The 18,320-nt window shown below is 68.6% G+C and carries 17 protein-coding genes; 10 read left to right on the plus strand and 7 right to left on the minus strand.

Going from position 1 to position 18,320, the window contains the following annotated elements:
• Positions 1–16: 16 nt before the first annotated feature.
• The 3 genes from leuC (at position 17) to ACFVVI_RS00305 (ending at position 2,892) form a co-directional block, all read left to right on the plus strand.
• Positions 17–1,441, plus strand: coding sequence for a 3-isopropylmalate dehydratase large subunit (gene leuC, locus ACFVVI_RS00295; RefSeq protein WP_378992116.1), 1,425 nt, complete (start codon positions 17–19; stop codon positions 1,439–1,441).
• A gap of 35 nt (positions 1,442–1,476) precedes the next feature.
• Entirely contained in the window at positions 1,477–2,085 is a 609-nt protein-coding gene (leuD, locus tag ACFVVI_RS00300; RefSeq protein ID WP_378626302.1) for a 3-isopropylmalate dehydratase small subunit, read from the plus strand.
• Between the two features lie 156 nt (positions 2,086–2,241).
• The gene (locus ACFVVI_RS00305) at positions 2,242–2,892 is read left to right on the plus strand and encodes an HU family DNA-binding protein (RefSeq protein WP_358105333.1); all 651 of its coding nucleotides are present in this window, start codon (positions 2,242–2,244) and stop codon (positions 2,890–2,892) included.
• A gap of 122 nt (positions 2,893–3,014) precedes the next feature.
• Here ACFVVI_RS00305 and ACFVVI_RS00310 read toward each other — a convergent pair whose 3' ends face one another.
• The 3 genes from ACFVVI_RS00310 to cofC all read right to left on the minus strand — a co-directional run bounded on the left by ACFVVI_RS00310 (position 3,015) and on the right by cofC (position 6,871).
• Positions 3,015–3,935 (minus strand): NUDIX domain-containing protein, encoded by a 921-nt coding sequence (locus tag ACFVVI_RS00310; protein ID WP_378992118.1) that lies wholly within the window; start codon positions 3,933–3,935, stop codon positions 3,015–3,017.
• 23 nt (positions 3,936–3,958) lie between these two features.
• The gene (locus ACFVVI_RS00315; protein WP_378992119.1) at positions 3,959–6,127 is read right to left on the minus strand and encodes an RNA degradosome polyphosphate kinase; all 2,169 of its coding nucleotides are present in this window, start codon (positions 6,125–6,127) and stop codon (positions 3,959–3,961) included.
• 72 nt (positions 6,128–6,199) lie between these two features.
• A complete protein-coding gene (cofC, locus tag ACFVVI_RS00320) occupies positions 6,200–6,871 on the minus strand; it encodes a 2-phospho-L-lactate guanylyltransferase (protein ID WP_378992120.1) in 672 nt (223 codons plus the stop codon).
• Between the two features lie 31 nt (positions 6,872–6,902).
• Here cofC and ACFVVI_RS00325 point away from each other — a divergent pair, with 31 nt between their 5' ends.
• Positions 6,903–7,898, plus strand: coding sequence for an NAD(P)H-dependent glycerol-3-phosphate dehydrogenase (locus ACFVVI_RS00325; RefSeq protein WP_378992122.1), 996 nt, complete (start codon positions 6,903–6,905; stop codon positions 7,896–7,898).
• Between the two features lie 44 nt (positions 7,899–7,942).
• Complete coding sequence (locus tag ACFVVI_RS00330; protein ID WP_378992123.1) at positions 7,943–9,034, plus strand: D-alanine--D-alanine ligase family protein; 1,092 nt, start codon at positions 7,943–7,945, stop codon at positions 9,032–9,034.
• A 66-nt stretch (positions 9,035–9,100) separates the two neighbouring features.
• Here the strand turns inward: ACFVVI_RS00330 and ACFVVI_RS00335 are convergent, their stop codons facing one another.
• Positions 9,101–9,862, minus strand: coding sequence for a DUF3515 domain-containing protein (locus ACFVVI_RS00335; protein WP_378992125.1), 762 nt, complete (start codon positions 9,860–9,862; stop codon positions 9,101–9,103).
• A 119-nt stretch (positions 9,863–9,981) separates the two neighbouring features.
• On the opposite strand from ACFVVI_RS00335, the gene ACFVVI_RS00340 reads away from it, so the two are divergent.
• From ACFVVI_RS00340 to ACFVVI_RS00350, 3 genes are read left to right on the plus strand one after another with little or no spacing between them, the layout of a single operon-like run.
• Positions 9,982–10,986, plus strand: coding sequence for a thiamine-phosphate kinase (locus ACFVVI_RS00340; protein ID WP_387444391.1), 1,005 nt, complete (start codon positions 9,982–9,984; stop codon positions 10,984–10,986).
• An 11-nt stretch (positions 10,987–10,997) separates the two neighbouring features.
• Positions 10,998–11,681, plus strand: coding sequence for a uracil-DNA glycosylase (locus ACFVVI_RS00345; RefSeq protein WP_358064032.1), 684 nt, complete (start codon positions 10,998–11,000; stop codon positions 11,679–11,681).
• Between the two features lie 49 nt (positions 11,682–11,730).
• On the plus strand, positions 11,731–11,982 hold the full coding sequence (locus ACFVVI_RS00350) for a hypothetical protein (RefSeq protein ID WP_266291645.1): 252 nt from the start codon (positions 11,731–11,733) through the stop codon (positions 11,980–11,982).
• Between the two features lie 201 nt (positions 11,983–12,183).
• On the opposite strand, the gene ACFVVI_RS00355 is transcribed toward ACFVVI_RS00350, so the two are convergent.
• From ACFVVI_RS00355 to rpmB, 3 genes are all read right to left on the minus strand, one after another.
• Positions 12,184–12,972 (minus strand): enoyl-CoA hydratase/isomerase family protein, encoded by a 789-nt coding sequence (locus tag ACFVVI_RS00355; RefSeq protein WP_378626314.1) that lies wholly within the window; start codon positions 12,970–12,972, stop codon positions 12,184–12,186.
• A 9-nt stretch (positions 12,973–12,981) separates the two neighbouring features.
• Positions 12,982–13,488 (minus strand): GNAT family N-acetyltransferase, encoded by a 507-nt coding sequence (locus tag ACFVVI_RS00360; RefSeq protein WP_387442093.1) that lies wholly within the window; start codon positions 13,486–13,488, stop codon positions 12,982–12,984.
• A 99-nt stretch (positions 13,489–13,587) separates the two neighbouring features.
• Positions 13,588–13,779: a 50S ribosomal protein L28 gene (rpmB, locus tag ACFVVI_RS00365; RefSeq protein ID WP_011210730.1), complete on the minus strand. Its 192-nt coding sequence runs from the start codon at positions 13,777–13,779 to the stop codon at positions 13,588–13,590.
• Between the two features lie 313 nt (positions 13,780–14,092).
• Between rpmB and ACFVVI_RS00370 the strand changes: the two genes are divergently transcribed.
• On the plus strand, positions 14,093–16,051 hold the full coding sequence (locus ACFVVI_RS00370) for a DAK2 domain-containing protein (RefSeq protein WP_387442095.1): 1,959 nt from the start codon (positions 14,093–14,095) through the stop codon (positions 16,049–16,051).
• Entirely contained in the window at positions 16,052–18,310 is a 2,259-nt protein-coding gene (gene recG, locus ACFVVI_RS00375; protein WP_378992128.1) for an ATP-dependent DNA helicase RecG, read from the plus strand.
• The last annotated feature ends 10 nt before the right edge of the window (positions 18,311–18,320 follow it).

An 18,320-nucleotide genomic window follows, 5' to 3' on the forward strand; every position in this document is an offset into this window, starting at 1 on the left:
GAAAGGTGATCAAGCTATGGCCGAGCGCGCTCGCACACTGGCCGAGAAGGTGTGGGAACAGCACGTCGTCGTCACTGGCGAAGGCGATGGTTCCTCCCGCGAACCCGACCTGATCTACATCGATCTGCACCTCGTGCACGAGGTGACCAGTCCGCAGGCCTTCGACGGGCTACGCGCGGCGGGCCGTCCGGTGCGCAGGACCGATCTCACCATCGCCACCGAGGACCACAACGTCCCCACCACCGATATCGACAAGCCGATCGCCGACCCGATCTCGCGTACCCAGGTGGAGACGCTGCGCCGCAACTGCGCCGAATTCGGCGTGCGCCTGCACTCGATGGGCGACGCGGAGCAGGGCATCGTGCACGTGGTCGGTCCGCAGCTGGGTCTCACCCAGCCCGGCATGACCGTCGTCTGCGGTGACAGCCACACCTCCACCCACGGCGCCTTCGGCGCGCTGGCGATGGGCATCGGCACCAGTGAGGTCGAGCACGTGCTCGCCACCCAGACGCTGTCGCTGCGCCCGTTCAAGACGATGGCGATCACCGTCGACGGTGAATTGGCGCCGGGCGTCACGAGCAAGGACCTGATCCTGGCCGTGATCGCCGAGATCGGCACGGGCGGCGGCCAGGGCTATGTGCTGGAATACCGCGGCGAGGCGATCCGCAAGCTGTCGATGGAAGCGCGGATGACGATCTGCAACATGTCCATCGAAGCGGGCGCACGCGCCGGCATGATCGGCCCCGACGAGGTGACCTACGAATTCCTGAAGGGCCGCCCGCACGCACCGCAGGGAGCCGACTGGGATGCCGCAGTGGCCTCCTGGGACGCGCTGGTCACCGACGAAGGCGCGCAGTACGACGCCGAGGTCCACATCGACGCGAACACGCTCACCCCGTTCGTCACCTGGGGCACCAACCCCGGCCAGGGCCTGCCGCTGGGCGCGAATGTGCCCGACCCGGCCCAGATCGCCGACGAGAACGAGCGCGAATCCGCCGAGAAGGCCTTGCGCTACATGGACCTGACGCCGGGAATGCCGCTGCGTGAGGTGAGCGTCGACACCGTATTCGTCGGCTCCTGCACCAACGGCCGGATCGAAGATTTGCGCGCGGTGGCCGATGTTTTGAAGGGACGCCAGGTCGCCGAGGGCGTACGAATGCTGGTTGTGCCTGGCTCGATGCGGGTGCGCGCGCAGGCGGAAAAAGAAGGACTCGGCGAGATTTTCACCGCCGCGGGCGCGGAATGGCGTCAGGCGGGCTGCTCGATGTGCCTGGGTATGAATCCCGATCAGCTCGAACCCGGCCAGCGCTGCGCGTCGACCTCGAACCGCAATTTCGAGGGCAGGCAGGGCAAGGGCGGTCGCACGCACCTGGTCTCGCCGCTGGTCGCGGCCGCCACGGCAGTCCGTGGAACCCTGTCCTCGCCTGCCGATCTGGCCTGAGTCACCGATCACCTACAGATCGAAAGGGAATCGTTATGGAAGCCTTCACCGTTCACAAAGGCATCGGCGTACCGCTGCGCCGGTCCAATGTCGACACCGATCAGATCATCCCCGCCGTTTACCTGAAGCGCGTGACCCGAACGGGTTTCGAGGACGGCTTGTTCGCCGGTTGGCGTGCCGATCCGGAGTTCATTCTCAACACCGAGCCGTACACCCGGGGCAGCGTGCTGGTGGCAGGCCCGGATTTCGGTACCGGTTCTTCGCGTGAGCACGCTGTGTGGGCGCTGTCGGACTACGGCTTTCGGGTGGTCATCTCGTCGCGTTTCGCGGACATCTTCCGTGGAAATGCGGGCAAGGGCGGGCTGTTGGCCGCGCAGATGTCACAGAACGATGTCGAAATGCTCTGGAAGCTGATCGAGGAACAGCCCGGCATCGAATTGGTTGTCGACCTGTCCGCGCGCACCGTCACAGCGGGAACCGTCGTGTTGCCGTTCGATATTGACGACTACACCCGGTGGCGTCTGCTGGAGGGTTTGGACGATGTCGGCCTCACGCTGCGCCGCGCCGACGAGATCAGCGAGTTCGAAAAGGGAAGGCCGTCATGGAAACCCGTGACGCTGCCGGAGCCTATTTCACGGGCGTAATCAGCTGGGGCGCTTAGGGGCGCATCCTGGGCGGCGGTAGCTGGACGTGTGCTAAACCACATGAATTTTGGCGTGGCACATAGACTCTTGCTCAAACTGGGTTTACCGTGGTACCTAGTCGGTCCGACGACGGGCCATTAGTCTGCGGAGGATTCAATGAACAAGGCGGAACTGATCGACGTTCTGACCGAAAAGTTGGGTACGGACAGGCGGACGGCTACCGCGGCTGTCGAGAATGTTGTCGACACCATCGTCCGTGCCGTGCACAAGGGTCAGAGCGTCACCATCACCGGATTCGGTGTGTTCGAACAGCGCAAGCGTGCTCCCCGGGTTGCCCGTAACCCGCGTACCGGTGAAACCGTGAAGGTGAAGGCTACTTCGGTGCCTGCCTTCCGGCCGGGCGCGCAGTTCAAGGCAGTCATCGCGGGTAAGCAGAAGCTGGCCTCGTCCGGGCCTGCCGTCAAGCGGGGCGTGAATGCCCCGGTGGCGGCGAAGAAGGCAGCAGCCAAGAAGACCGCGGCGAAGAAGACCGCGGCCAAGAAGGCCACGCCGTCCAAGGGTCCGGCCAAGACCACGGCCCGTAAGGCCGCCACCAAGGCACCTGCCGCCAAGAAGACCACGGCGGCAAAGAAAGTGACGGCGGCCAAGAAGGCGCCCGCCAAGAAGGTGACGGCGGCCAAGAAGGCTCCTGCCAAGAAGGTGACGGCGGCCAAGACCACGGCCGCCAAGAAGACCACCGCTGCGAAGAAGGCTCCTGCCGCCAAGAAGACTGCTGCTAAGAAGACTGCCGCCCGTCGTGCTCGTTGATCCTGCCGCAGCGGGATCAGGTCGGGGAATGTGCACGTAGGCCGCATCACCCACCACTGGACCGAGAACGGCCCCGGGAATCCCGGGGCCGTTTCGGCTGTTTCCGAGCCGGTCCGGGTGACTCAGGTGGTGACGATTGCCGTCGACAACGAACGGTCCATATGGTCCGCCGCGACCAATCGGTCCGCGACGAACGACAATGCCCAGACGCTGCCCTTGCGATTGCGCGCCGAGGGCAGCGTGAGCCCGCCCTGCTCGGCCAGCCACTGGGTGAGATCGGGAATCACCCCGCCCTGACTACACACGACCGGCACCCCCCGATCTGTTACCAACGACAGAAATCGTTGCCGCGCCGTGCTTTTCGCTGAATCGTAACCTTGCTCGGAAAACATTGGCTCGCAATTGATTTCGGTGTTGAGCTGTTCCGCCAACGGGGTCACGGTTTGGATGCAGCGCAGCGGATCGGCGGAATAGATCTCGGATGCGCCGAACGCCAGCAGATTCGGCGTCAATGCCTTCGCCTGCTGTTCCCCGGCGGCCTCGAGCGGCCGTAACTCGTCGGGTCCGTCGAAGCGGTTGCGCTTGCCCGCCTTGGCGTGGCGCACCAGCAGCACCGTGTTGGTGCGGGCGGGCAGCCGCGCGAAGATCCGCACGATCTGGCGATCCATCGGATACGACAATTGGTCCATCACCCGGGCCAGCGGGAACCACCGCAGCTGGTCGACTTCGTCGTTGACGGCGAAGTCGCCGTCGGCCGCCTCGGCGGCCCAGTAGTCGACCCGCTTGAGCTGACGGTGGCCCGGGATCGGATAGGTGACGTGGCCGAGATAGCGCCCCAGCGTGGCAGCGAGGCCGGTTTCCTCGCCCACCTCGCGCACGGCCGCGACCACCGGGGTCTCGCCGGGATCGAGCTTGCCCTTCGGCAGTGACCAGTCGCCGTATTTCGGCCGGTGGATCACGCCGATCTCCGGGCCGAGCGTCCCCGCCCGCCACAGAACCGCCCCGGCGGCATGGATGTTGGGCCGTACGCGCGGGTCGCGCAACGACCCGTCCTGACTCTGTGCGCTCACGGCTGATCGGGGCGACGCCGGCGCATGAGGAAGGCCTGGTGATCACGCACCTGGTCGGCCTCGACATCGGTGGGACTGGCCTGCCAGGTGCCGTCCGGCAGCAGGATCCAGCAGCGGGTCGCCGGATCGAGCGCGGAATCGAACACCTGCGCGAGCTGATCGACGAGTTTGGGATCCTTCACCTGCACCATCACTTCGACGCGGCGGTCGAGATTGCGGTGCATCATGTCGGCGCTGCCGATCCAGGTCTGCTCCTGCGCGCCGAATTCCATGACCCGGGAATGTTCCAGGAACCGGCCGAGGATCGACCGCACCTCGATGTTCTCGCTCAGACCGGGCACACCCGCGCGCAGGCCGCAGATGCCGCGCACCACGATCTGCACCGGCACGCCCGCCTGGGAGGCCCGGTAGAGCGCGTCGATGATCTGCTCGTCGACGATCGCGTTGGCCTTGATCCGGATCCGGGCGGCCGCGCCCTGTCCGGCCAGTTCGATCTCGCGATCGATCCGCTCGATGATGCCCGCGCGCACGCCCAGCGGCGCGACCATCAGATTGCGGTAGTCCTCCTTGCGGGAGTAGCCGGTCAGCGAATTGAACAGGTCGGTGAGATCGGCGCCGATCTCCGGTGCGGCGGTGAACAACCCCACGTCCTCGTACAGGCGCGCGGTCTTCGGGTTGTAGTTGCCGGTGCCGATGTGGCAGTAGCGCCGGATCGTGGAACCCTCGCGGCGCACCACCAGGCAGGTCTTGCAGTGGGTCTTCAGACCGACCAGGCCGTAGACCACGTGCACGCCCGCCTGTTCCAGCTCGCGTGCCCATTTGATGTTGGCCTGCTCGTCGAAGCGGGCCTTGATCTCGACCAGCGCGACGACCTGCTTGCCCGCCTCGGCGGCCTCGATCAGCGAATTGATGATGGGGGAGTCACCGGAGGTGCGGTAGAGCGTCTGCTTGATCGCCAGTACCTGCGGGTCGGCCGCGGCCTGTTCGATGAAGCGCTGCACGCTGGTGGAGAAGGAGTCGTAGGGGTGGTGCACCAGCACGTCGCCCTCGCGTAGCGCGGCGAAGACGTTGCGTGGAGTCTCGCGCTCGCCGAAGGCCGCCGGAGTGGCCGGAACATACGGCGCGTCTTTCAGCTCGGGGCGGTCGACACCGTAGACCTGCCACAGGCAGGACAGGTCGAGCAGGCCGGGCACCTGGATCACATCGGCGGGGTCGACCTCGAGCTCACGTAACAGCAGCTCCAGCATGTGCTCGGTCATGTCGTCGGAGACCTCGAGGCGCACCGGCTTGCCGAAGCGGCGGCGGGCGAGTTCGCGCTCCATCGCCTGCAGCAGGTCTTCGTCGCGGTCCTCGTCGACCTCGAAATCGGCGTTGCGGGTGATCCGGAACGAATGCGTCTCCACCACGGTCAGACCGGGGAACAGCAGGTCGAGGTGGGCGGCGATGAGGTCTTCCATCGGCAGGAACGCCGCGATCGCCGACGGCGCGCCGGTGCGGCGTACGCGCACGAAACGGTCGACGTTGTCGGGCACCTTCACGCGGGCGAAGTGCTCACCGCCGGTGCCGGTATCACGCACGGTCACGGCCAGATTCAGGCTCAGGCCCGAGATGTAGGGGAACGGGTGCGCCGGGTCGACGGCGAGCGGTGTGAGGACCGGGAACACCTGATCGGTGAAGTAGTTCGACAGGCGTTGGCGCTCATCGTCGTCGAGGTCGCTCCAGCCGATGATGTCGATGCCCTCGACGGCCAGCGCCGGGTTCACCGCGTCGATGAACACCTTCGCGTGCCGCTCGGCGAGCTCCTGGGCACGGGCGGTGATCATCTCCAGCTGTTCCGACGGTGAGCGACCATCGGCCGAGCGCACCGACAGGCCGGTCTCGGCACGGCGTTTCAAGCCGGCCACGCGCACCATGTAGAACTCGTCGAGGTTCGACGCGAAGATCGCGAGGAATTTGGCGCGCTCCAGCAACGGCAACGAGGCGTCCTCGGCCAGGGCCAGGACACGGGCGTTGAAGTCGAGCCAGCTCAACTCGCGGTTGAGGTAGCGATCTCTGGGCAACCGCTGCGCGCTCGCGTCACCGCCCGAGGCGAGGGCGGCCGCAGGTGGCGGGGAAATCGGGGGCAGCTGCTTGATGGTTTCCGTATCGCTCACGAGATCAATCATCCCTCGAGGAACGGGCGCCGCGCATCACGACATTGCACGATTCGTTCCGACCGGTCCGATTGTGGCGATCAGCTAGCACACAGTGCGAACGGGATCACTTCTGTGCGATGAGAATCCGAATTCGCGCAGCGTCGAGGTGGTGAATTCGCCGACGCCGAGCGTGCGGACGAGATCGAGATCCTCGGGGGTGTCGACATCGCAGCGCAGGCCCGGCCAGTGCCCGAGCAGCGGCACGGCGCCGTCGTCGCGGTGTGCGCGCGCGGAATCGGCGCCGAAGCGGGGCGACAGCGGTGCGGTGGCGTCGCGGATCAGCAATGCGGCGGTGCCGGTACCGGTGTGATCGATCACCACCGATCGCGCGCTGACGGCGACGGTGAGCACGTCGGCCAGTTCGGACGGGCGAAGAGCGGGCAGGTCGGCCTGCAGCGCGAGCAGCGCGGTGGGTCCGTGGCGATCGCGCACGTGGGCGGCGCCCGCGGCGAGCGCGGTGTTGAGCGGGTCGGCACCGGCCGGTGGCTCATCGAGCACGTGCGCGCCGAGCTCGCGCGCGCGGGCGGCGACCAGCGGATCGGGCGTGACCACGGTCAGCGACGACAACTCGGGCACCGCGGTGGCGGCAACGGCGGTGTCGGTGAACATGGCGAGCACGAGCTGGGCCCGCTGCTCGGTGCTCAGCACGTTCGCCAGCCTGCTCTTGGCCCGGCCGATGTGTTTGACCGCCATCACGGCGTGCACGGTGTGCATGGTTCCGATCCTTGCATGGCATATTGGGCTGATGACGAGGGCGGCGGTTATGGGTGCGGGGTCGTGGGGTACGGCGTTCGCGAAGGTGTTGGCCGAGGCGGGGACCGACGTGACGATCTGGGCCAGGCGGCCCGAGGTGGCGCAGGCGCTCGATACCGAGCACCGCAATCCGTTCTACCTGCCCGGCGTGCAGTTGCCACCGGTGCGGGGCACCGATGACCATCGGGTCGCGCTGGACGGGGCGGATCTGGTGGTGCTGGCGGTGCCGTCGCAATCGTTGCGGGCGAATCTGGATCTGTGGAAGGGCGATATCGGGTCCGACGCCACGCTGTTGAGTCTGGCCAAGGGGATCGAGACCGGCACGCTGCTGCGGATGAGTCAGGTGATCGCGGAGGTCACCGGGGCCGAGCCGGGACGCATCGCGGTGTTGTCGGGTCCGAATCTGGCGCACGAGATCGTCGAACGGCAGCCCGCGGCGACGGTGATCGCCTGCACCGACACCGAGCGGGCCGGGGTCGCGCAGCGCGCGTGTGCCACCGGGTACTTCCGGCCGTACACCAATACCGATGTGATCGGCTGCGAGATCGGTGGCGCGTGCAAGAACGTCATCGCGCTCGCCTGCGGCATCGCTTCGGGAATGGGGTTGGGCGACAACACGGCGGCCAGCCTGATCACGCGCGGGCTCGCCGAGGTGATCCGGCTCGGGGTGGCGCTGGGCGCGCAGCCGGTGACGCTGGCCGGGTTGGCGGGTGTCGGCGATCTGGTGGCTACCTGTACCTCGCCGCTGTCGCGCAACCGGTCCTTCGGGTACGCGCTCGGTGCGGGCGGCACGATGAGCGCCGCGCAGGAAGCGACCAATGGGCAGGTGGCCGAAGGTGTGAAGTCGTGCACATCGGTGCGGGCCCTGGCCGCCGAGCACGGGGTGGAGATGCCGCTCACCGACGCGGTGCACAGGGTGTGTCATGAGGGGCTATCGGTGAGCGAGGCGGTCGGCAGCCTGCTCGGCAGGCGGATCAAGCCCGAATAAGGGCGATAGCGCCACGGCGGCGAGAACCTACTACGGTGACGTTCATGACGGAACGGATCAGGGTGGCTGTGGTGTTCGGCGGGCGCAGCAGCGAGCACGCCGTCTCGTGTGTGTCGGCGAGCAGTGTGCTGCGCAACCTCGATCCCACCCGCTACGAGGTGGTGCCGATCGGCATCACCCCGACCGGCGGCTGGGTACTGGCCGACGGGATCGGCGAGCTGGCGCTGAGTCACGGCGTGCAACCGCAGGTCGACGCGTCGGGAACCGCCCTCACCCTCGCCGCTGACCCCGGCCGCTCCGGTGCGCTGGTCGCCCTCGATTCGAGCGACGTCCTCGGCAATGTCGACGTCGTGTTCCCGATCCTGCACGGGCCCTTCGGTGAGGACGGCACGTTGCAGGGCATGCTCGAACTGGCCGGGATTCCCTACGTCGGCGCGGGCGTGCTGGCCAGCGCGGCGGGCATGGACAAAGAGTTCACCAAGAAATTGCTGGCCGCCGAATCGCTGCCCGTCGGCGTGCAGGTCGTGCTGCGGCCGGGCACCGAGACCCTGTCCGAGGCCGACCGGACCCGGATCGGCCTTCCTGCCTTCGTGAAGCCCGCGCGCGGTGGCTCCTCGATCGGCATCACCAAGATCACCGATTGGGCCGATCTCGCCGCGGCGATCTCCGCCGCCCGTGCGCACGACCCCAAGGTGATCATCGAAGCGGGCATCGTCGGACGCGAAGTCGAGTGTGGCGTACTGGAATTCGCCGATGGTGAGGTGCGCGGCAGCGTCGTCTCCGAGATCCGCATGCCCGATGCCGACGCGGCCGCCCCCGAGTTCTACGACTTCGCCACCAAATACCTCGACGACGTGTGCGAATTCGATGTGCCCGCCAAGCTCGACGACGATGTCGCCGACGAGATCCGGGAGCTGTCGGTGCGGGCGTTCCGCGCGCTCGACTGCCAGGGGCTGGCGCGGGTCGACTTCTTCGTCACCGAGAACGGTCCGGTGATCAACGAGATCAACACGATGCCCGGCTTCACGCCGATCTCGCAGTACCCGCGGATGTGGGAAGCGACCGGTATCGACTACCCGACGCTGGTGTCGACGCTGATCGAGACGGCGCTAGCGCGCGGAACCGGGCTGCGGTAGTTCTGTTCGGCCGCAGGGCTTTCGGCGGGATTGTGCGCGAAAGCCGCACGGCACCAGTCAGTTAGCTCAGAGTTCGCCCGGAGTCGGTTCGCGGGCAGGCAGATTCGCGTTGATGATGTCGGACACGGTCTGCACCGCGCTGGTGCCGGAGCCGTCGGGGACGGTCAGCGCGATGTAGGTCTCGCGGTCGACGGCGAACCAGGTGCCGGTCTTGCCGACCTCGTCGCGGACCTGGAACCACTTCACGCCGTCGATCACCGTCAGCGGTGACGCGCGGTTGAACTCGAGGGGGCGGTCGAGGCCGCAGCGCAGCGTGATCGGATCGCCGCCGTCGGGGAGCTGCCAGGCGCGGGTGGCCGGCGGGGCGGGTTCGACGAGGGTCGACTTGGTGTAGTCGCCGAGCTCGGCGGGCAGGGCCGGGAGCAGTGTTTGACAGGCGGGGCCGTCGGCGGCGGGGGCCGGGACCGGGCCGAGGGCGAGGGGCTCGCGTTCGACCGGGGCGCGCAGGGCGATGAAGGCGGCGACCAAGACGGCGACGATCAAGACGACGGGCAGGGCGACCGCGGTGGCGATCAGCGCGGGAGAGTGGTGTGACTCGAGGTCGGCATCGTCGGAGTCCTCGTCCTCGTCGTCGGACTCCGAATCGCCCGCGTCCCTGTCTGTGTCGGCGGCGAGGCTCGGCTCGGCGGCGGGTTCCGGGTGGGCGCCTTCGCCGGACGGCGGATTGTCGTCGGACGTCGGCTCGTCGCCGGACGATTTCGCGTCGGCAGCGGCGGTGTCGTCGGGAGTGGTCGCCTCGTCGCGATCCTCCGGTGTCGAGTCCGCCATAGCTGTGTGGTCCTTCCGTTCGCTGGTTCGCCTGCGCCGTCGGTGGTGCCCGATCGCCTCCGAAAGGGTACCGTCGGGGCGATTTCGTCGGTCAGCAGCACAGCGGGAAGGGGTCGGTCATCAGCGAGGACAGCCGTCCGCAGACGGTGCGTGAGCTGGGCGAATTCGCCTTGATCGACCGGATCAACGCCGGTCGGGAGCAGGCCGCGCACGTGCTGCTCGGCCCCGGTGACGACGCCGCGCTGGTCGCGGCGCCCGATGGGCGGTTCGTGGTGAGCACCGACATGCTCGTCGAAGGCAGACACTTCCGCCTCGACTGGTCCTCGCCCGTCGACATCGGCCGCAAGGCCATCGCCCAGAACGCCGCCGATGTGGTGGCGATGGGTGCGCGGCCTACCGCGTTCGTGGTCGCGCTCGGCTGCCCGGCCGACACCCCCGTGTCCGTGGTCGAAGGGATCGCCGACGGGATGTGGATCGAGGCCGGCCGCGCCGGGGGTTCCATCGCGGGCGGCGACCTGGTGCGCAGCGATCAGCTGATCGTCTCGGTGACCGCGTTCGGCGACCTCGGCGGACAGCCCGCGATCACCCGCTCGGGCGCGGTGGCCGGTGACATCGTCGCGGTGGCAGGCGAACTCGGCTGGTCCGGCGCCGGGCTGGCCGTCCTGACCGGCGGCGCGGACCTCGCCGATCCCGAGTTCACCTATGCCCTTGCGACGCATCGTGTTCCGCAGCCGCCGTACGCGGCGGTGATCGACGCGTTCGGCGCGCACCCCCCGACCGCCCTCACCGATGTCTCCGACGGACTGCTCGCCGACCTCGGGCATCTCGCCGCCGCCTCGAACGTCGCGATCGACGTGCACAGCGCGGCACTGACCGACCCCGAACTGGCGGCCCTCGCGACATTGCTCGATGCCGATGCCGCGCAATGGATTCTGGCCGGCGGCGAAGACCACGCCTTCGCCGGAACCTGGCCGGCCGAGGCGGCGCTCCCCGCGGGCTGGCGGCCGATCGGCGTAGTAACCGCAGGCAGTGGCGTCACCGTCGACGGCGTGACACCCACCGGCGGCACCGGCTGGGAATCGTTCCGTGGGGCGGACGCCACGCCCACCGACGGCGAACGATAGGTTGTGCGGTCATGGGTGCCAAACCACTGTCGGAGATCATCGATCCGGGCTGGGCCCGGGCACTGGAGCCGGTCACCGACCGCATCAGCGAAATGGGCGAATTCCTTCGCGAAGAGAACGCGGCGGGCCGCGGCTATCTTCCCGAAGGGGAGAACGTGCTGCGCGCGTTCCAGCGCCCGTTCGACGCGGTGCGCGTGCTGATCGTCGGCCAGGATCCGTACCCGACACCGGGCCACGCGATGGGGCTGAGTTTCTCTGTCACACCGCAGGTTTCGCCGGTTCCACGCAGCTTGTCCAACATCTTCGCCGAATACAGCAAGGATCTCGGCTTCGATACGCCGACCTGCGGGGACCTGAGCCCCTGGTCGGATCAGGGTGTGCTGCTGCTGAACCGGGTACTCACCGTCACCCCCGGCGCGCCCGCCTCGCACCGGGGCAAGGGCTGGGAAGCGGTCACCGAGCAGGCGATCCGGGCGCTGGTCGCCCGTGACGAGCCGCTCGTGGCGGTGCTGTGGGGCAACGACGCCCGCTCACTGAAGCCCACACTGGTCGACGCCGAGGTGCCCTACGTCGAATCGGCGCACCCCTCACCGCTTTCCGCCTCGCGCGGGTTCTTCGGTTCACGACCGTTCTCCCGGGTCAACGAACTGCTCGACGAACTCGGCGCCGACCCCGTCGACTGGCGGCTGCCCTGACCCGGGGCGTCGCCCGCACCAGAAGAGAATGATGAAGGAGCACAACCCGATGCACATCTCCACCGTTCGCGCTGCCCTCGCGACCGCCGCCGTCGCCGCCGCCATCACCGCGGGCGCGGGCTCGGCCACCGCCGCAGGCCTGCAGCTCGAGCCCTACAACGAGCAGGCCGCACCGGTGGCCACCACCCAGGTCGGCGAGGAATGGACCTCCACCGGCACCTCGACGATCTCCTCGGGCGTGAACGCGAAGGTGACCTGCCTGCTGCAGAACACCTTCAGCGCCCTCGGCGCTGCGTGTTAGAGCGGCTGGCGCCGCGGGGTTTTCGGCCCTGAGGGCCTCGCATCCGAAGGGCGATACTGCGCCTTCGGCGTTCCGTCTCGCCCTTCGGATGCGAGGTGGCCGAAAACCCGTGGTGGCTGACACCCGGCGTGGCGTTGGTCGCGCCGGGGTGGTCAGTTCAGTCGCGGGAGTTGGTGACTTCTATGTCGAAGTTGGTGGCTTCTAGGTGAGGCCGACGTAGTTCGGCTTGCGCTTGCCGACGAAGGCGTCGACGCCTTCGCGGCCGGTGTCGCTGTTCGCGGCGGCCGAGATGCTGTCGCGTTCGGCATCGAGCTGCTGGTCCAGAATCGCTGTGGGCGACTGGGCCAGCAGTTTTTTCATGGCCGAGTAGGTGGCGCGGGGGCCGTTGACGAAGGTCTGTGCCAGGCGGAGGGCTTCGGCGCGGATGTCGTCGTCGGCGACCGTGCGGCTCAGGATGCCGAGGCGGACGGCTTCGTCGGCGTCGAGGACGGCGTCGGTGAGCAGGATCTCGCTGGCGCGGCCCAGGCCGACGATCCGGGGGAGCAGCCAGGACATGCCGCCGTCGGGGGACAGGCCGATGCCGGGGTAGGCGGGGCGCAGTTTCGTCGAGGGCCCACCGATCGCGATATCGGCGGCGCAAACCAGGCTCATGCCCGCACCCGCCGCCCAGCCCTGCACCGCGGCGATCACGGGAACGGGGGCGGCCGCGAGCGCGCGGACGAACTCGTGGAGTTCGTCGGCCAGCTGGTGCAGGTAGGCGCCGCGGTCATCGGCCCCGGCGAAATTGCGGACATTGCCGCCCGCGCAGAAGTTCGCGCCCGCGCCGGTGAGCAGGATCGCGCCGACCGACGGGTCGAGGGCGCGCAGGGCCGCGGTGCCCGCGTTGATCAGGTCGAAATCCATCGAGGTGCCCGCGGCGGAGGTGGCGATGGTCAGCTGGAGCACGCCGTCGATGATCTCGGCGGCGGCGACCGGTTCGGTGGTACTCATGGCGTCACATTAACCCGGCTCGCGTCGCCACAATTGTTCGGGCAGCAGGGTGAACGGGTCGGTGCGGCGGTTGCCGGTGTCGGTGAAGCCGTGCCTGCGGTAGAAGGCGTGGGCGCGCGGATAGTCGGCGAAGACCCAGAGGGTGCACGGCGATCCGGGGGCCGCCGCCTCGATCAGGGCGTCGGCGATGCCGGTGCCGTGCCAGGCGCTGCGGACGTAGAGCGCTTCGAGTTCGGCCTCGGTGGACGGGCACCGGTCCGCCGGTCGACCCGGTACGGGCAGATCCCGCCCGGCGGCGAAACCGATCAGGCGGTCGCCGACCAGCGCGACCGGCAACCGGTGGGTGCCCGCGGCACGACGACGTTCCCAATTGATCGCGGAGCGTTCGAGGTCGAAGCCGTCGAGGATGTGGGCGGGCACGAGCGTGTCGTAGGCCTCACGCCAGCTGGCGATGTGGCACGCGGCGAGTTCGGTGACCCGGTTCGCCGTGAGCGGCGCGATCCGCCAGTCAGACACGGCGCGCTCGTTCGAGGGCACGGGACCGTTGTACGACAACGCCCCGGATCACCCACGAGGGGTGCCGGGGCATTGTCGGCAGAATGTACGGGCTGAAAATCAGCCGCGGACGACCTTGCCCGCCTTCAGGCAGGAGGTGCACACGTTCATCCGGCGGGTGTTGCCAGGGGCAACCTGCGCACGCACGGTCTGGATGTTCGGGTTCCAGCGACGGTTGGTGCGCCGGTGCGAGTGCGAGACCGACTTCCCGAAACCGGGGCCCTTGGCGCAGACGTCGCAAACGGCAGCCATGTCGCGAGCTCCTTCATGTCATAAGCGGACAGCGGCGCACGTATGCCCGCTGAACCGGAAACTGATGTCGTCAAATGCCTTGCCGACTGTCGTCGGCCAGCGCAGACCCACGTGGGCCGCACAAAGCAACCCTGCAAGACTAGCGGGCCGGGCCTCGAAGTTCCAAACCGGGTATCCCGGTCGACCTGCCGAGCACAGCCCGGCTGAGGGCCCGTCCGAGGTCAGCGTACCCCGGTCGGTAGCTGCCGCTAACCTGGCGTGCGTGCTCGGCGCGCGGGTACGCAGAACGGGGAGCGAGGTGGCGGTGGCGCACGTGCGGGAGTCTCTCGACGGCCCCGATCTGCTGGTCTGGGCCTGCGGTTGCCGCACCGACCTGGAGCTACGCCGCGCGGAGATCGACGCGCTCAACGTGTTCCCCATCGCCGACGCCGACACCGGGACCAACCTCCTGGCCACCATGCGCGCCGCGGTCGCGACGGCGGAGCGGGCCGTGCTCGACGCGCAGGACGCCACGTCCCACCTCGTCGCCCAGGCCTTGGCCCGCGGCGCGACCACGGGTGCGCGCGGAAACTCGGGCATCATCCTGTCGCAGGTCCTGCGCGGGATCGCGGAGGCCGTTGTCGCAGGCCCGTTGACCGGTGCGCGGCTGCAGGAGGCATTGCGGCGGTCGGCCGTGCTCGTGCGCACGGGACTGAGTGCCCCGGTCGAGGGCACGATCCTGACGGTTCTCGACCGCGCCGCCGCCGCGGCCGCCGAGGTCGCCGAACCCTCCCTGGAAGAGGTGGCCCGTGCCGCCGCCGAAGGTGCCGCGCGGGCACTGAGCCGGACTCCGACCCAGCTGGGCGTGCTGCGCGCGGCGGGAGTCGTCGACGCGGGGGCGCGCGGGCTGCTGGTGTTGCTCGACTGCCTCGTGGCCGAAGTCTGCGGTGAGGCTCCCGCGCGAGTCAGATACACGCGGGGCGAGCGCGCGGACCAGGGGCCGCACCGGCGGCCGGACGACGGCGACGAGCAGGGAGTGACTCTGCCCGGCGGGTCCGGTGACATCGATCACGAACCTGCGCGCGACGGCGAGGGGGAGGCCGTTTCCGACGGCCGGGAGCAGCGGATACGCGACGACCATGATCACCGTGATCGGGACGCTGATCCACACTTCGAGGTCATGTACGTGATCTCCGGCACCGACGAGACCGCCGCGGGTGGGCTGCGCGATCGGCTCGCCGTTCTCGGTGATTCGGTGGTGGTGGTCGGCGACGGCGACAGCACCTGGTCGGCCCACGTGCACTGCCGCGACGCGGGGGCGGCGATCGAGGCCGGGCTCGCGGTGGGCACGGTGACGAGCATTCGAATCGAGAGTTTCGCGGTGACCGCGCCGCACAGCGGCCACCACGAGCCCGGCCATCACGATCACGGCCACCACGCGCGAGGCGCCGACCGGCTCGGTGCGCGGCACGCGCGGGGCGGGACGGGTGCGCGAGACAACTCCGCGGTGTGCGCGCAGTTTGCGAGCGGTGCCGGTGATCGACTGTCGCGTCCCGCGGAGGGAGACGTCTTTCCCGTCACCGGCGGTGCTCGCGATGGTCGCGTCTTCGGCGATCCCGCCGCGCGCGGTGTCCTCGCGGACCGCGGCGTCCTGGCGGTGGTGGCAGGCGCTGCCGCCACGCGCCTGTTCGAAGATGCCGGGGCGGTGGTGTTGCGCGGGGATCGGCAGGTCGATACGAGCACTCTGCTGACCGCGATTCGGCGGATGCCACATCGCGAGGTGCTCGTGCTGCCCAACGGCGCCCTGCCCGCGCAGGAACTCGTCGCGGTCGGTGTGGCCGCGCGTGACGGGTCGCGTGATGTGTTGTTGCTGCCGAGCGCGTCGATGGTGCAGGGCCTCGCGGCGCTGGCGGTGCACGATCGCGGGCGGATCGCGGTGGATGACGCGTTCGCGATGTCGGAGGCGGCGGCGACCATGCGCTGGGGTGCCCTGCGGGCTGCCCGGGTGCGGGCCCTGACGATGGTCGGAATGTGTTCTCCCGGTGACGGACTCGGGCTCGTCGGCCAGGATGTGGTGGTGATCGACCCCGATGTGGTCGGCGCGGGACGCATTCTGCTCGACCGGATGCTCGGTCTCGGTGGGGAATTGGTGACCCTGCTGATGGGCGCCGATACGGGGCCAGAGCTGGCGCAGGTGCTCGCCGAGCATGTGACGGCCGGTTTCCCCGGCGTCGAGGTGGTCGTGTATTCCGGTGGACAGCAAGCGGATCTGGTGCAGATAGGGGTCGAGTAGATGGCGACGTTGAGTGACCGGCTCGACCATGTGCTGGGCGTCAAGGCGGCCGACCGGCTGACCGAGGCGTTCGACATGTCCACGGTCGAGGATCTGCTGCGCCACTATCCGGTGCGCTACGCCACGCAGGGGCAGCCCCTCACCGAGGAGGAGCCGGAGGAGGGTGCGCACATCACCGTCATCGGCCGCATCACGAAAACCGAACTGCGCCCGATGAAGAACCGGCGCGGCTCCCTGTTGAAGGTGCAGCTCGACACCGGCGCCCAGCGTCCACTGGAAGCCACCTTCTTCAACGGCGACAAGGTGCGATATCTGGTGAAAGAAGGTGTGCGAGCGATGATGTCGGGCACCGTGCACTGGTGGCGTCCCGACCGCTGGAACCTCTCGCACCCCGACTACCTGATCCTGCCCGACAAGGCCGAAGCCGGCGTGGAGGAACTCACCTCCGTGCGCGGTAGCGGCGCGCTGCGCGGGCTGGCGCAGAGCGCGAAAGGCGCGGGCGGAGTGGATGCCTCGTTCTTCGAGCGCGAATTCGTCCCCGTGTATCCGGCGACCGCGAAGGTCCAGAGCTGGGACCTGCTGGCCTGCATTCGCCAGGTACTCGACCAGCTCGACCCCATCGACGACCCGCTGCCCGCCGACCTGCGCGAGGAGCGCCAACTGCTTGCGCTCTCGGAAGCGCTGCGCCTGATCCACCTCCCTGAGCACAAGCTGGATATCGAGAAGGCCAGGGACAGGCTTCGTTTCGATGAGGCGCTCGCCTTGCAGCTCGTGCTGGCCGAACGCCGCCACGAGGTGGAGGGCCGCACCGCCCCCGCCTGCCCGCCCTCGGCCGACGGCATCGCCGCCACCTTCGACGAGCGCTTGCCGTTCGAGCTCACCGAAGGCCAGCAGCAGGTGCTCGCGGAGATCTCCGAAGACCTCTCCCGTACCCGCCCGATGCACCGCCTGCTGCAGGGTGAGGTGGGTTCGGGCAAAACGATCGTGGCACTGAACGCCATGCTCCAAGTCGTGGACTCGGGGCGTCAATGCGCCCTGCTCGCGCCGACCGAAGTCCTGGCCGCCCAGCATTATCGGTCGCTGCGGGCGATGCTCGGCGACCTCGGCAACGCGGGCGAACTCGGCGCTGCGGAGAACTCGACGAAGGTCGTGCTGCTCACCGGATCGATGTCGACGGCCGCGAAGAAGGCGGCATTGCTGGACGCGATGACCGGCGAGGCGGGCATCGTCATCGGTACCCACGCGCTGATCCAGGATGCCGTCGAGTTCTACGACCTCGGCCTCGTGGTGGTCGACGAACAACACCGCTTCGGTGTCGAACAGCGAGACGCGTTGCGCGCCAAGGCGAAAGACGGCATCAGCCCGCACCTGCTGGTGATGACCGCCACCCCGATCCCGCGCACCATCGCGATGACGACACTCGGCGATCTCGAAACCTCCACGCTCACCCAGCTGCCCAAGGGGCGCTCACCGATCGTGTCGAAAGTTGTTCCGCGCAAACTGCACCCGGGCTGGGTGGATCGTGCCTGGGAGCGCATCGTCGAGGAGGTCGGCCAGGGCAGGCAGGCCTATGTCGTCTGTTCGCGCATCGGCGAGGATCCCGACGCGCCACCGGCCAAGGGGAAGAAGGCGGAGAAGGAGGGCCCGACCACCGCGGCCGCGGTGGAGATGTACGAGACGCTGAGCGCCGGTCCGCTCGCCGGCGTACGCGTCGGCCTGCTGCACGGCAGGCTGCCGTCCGATGAAAAAGACCACGTGATGCGCCAATTCAACGACGGCGCCATCGACGTGCTGGTCTGCACCACGGTCGTCGAGGTCGGTGTCGACGTGCCGAACGCGACCGTCATGGTGATCGTCGACGCCGACCGGTTCGGGGTGAGTCAGCTGCACCAGCTGCGCGGTCGCATCGGCCGAGGCAAGCACCCGGGCCTGTGCCTGCTGGTCACCGATGCCGCGCCGGGCGGGACAGCGATGGCGCGGCTGGAGGCGGTGGCGGCGACGACCGACGGCTTCGAACTCTCGGTGCTCGACCTGCGGCAACGTCGCGAAGGTGACGTCCTCGGTTCGGCGCAGTCCGGTACCGCCCGGTCGTTGCGGTTGCTCTCGCTGCTCGACGACCTCGAGGTGATCACCGCCGCACAGGAACTCGCCCGCCAGGTCGTCGCCGAGGACCCGGGTCTGGTGCATCATCCGGGCTTGGCGGGCATGATGCACGCCGCCGTCGACGGCGAACGCATCGAATACCTCGCCAAGTCCTGACCCCCGCGAT

Origin of the sequence: Nocardia sp. NPDC058114 (assembly GCF_042884695.1) — a bacterium.
In the GTDB taxonomy this organism is placed as follows: domain Bacteria; phylum Actinomycetota; class Actinomycetes; order Mycobacteriales; family Mycobacteriaceae; genus Nocardia.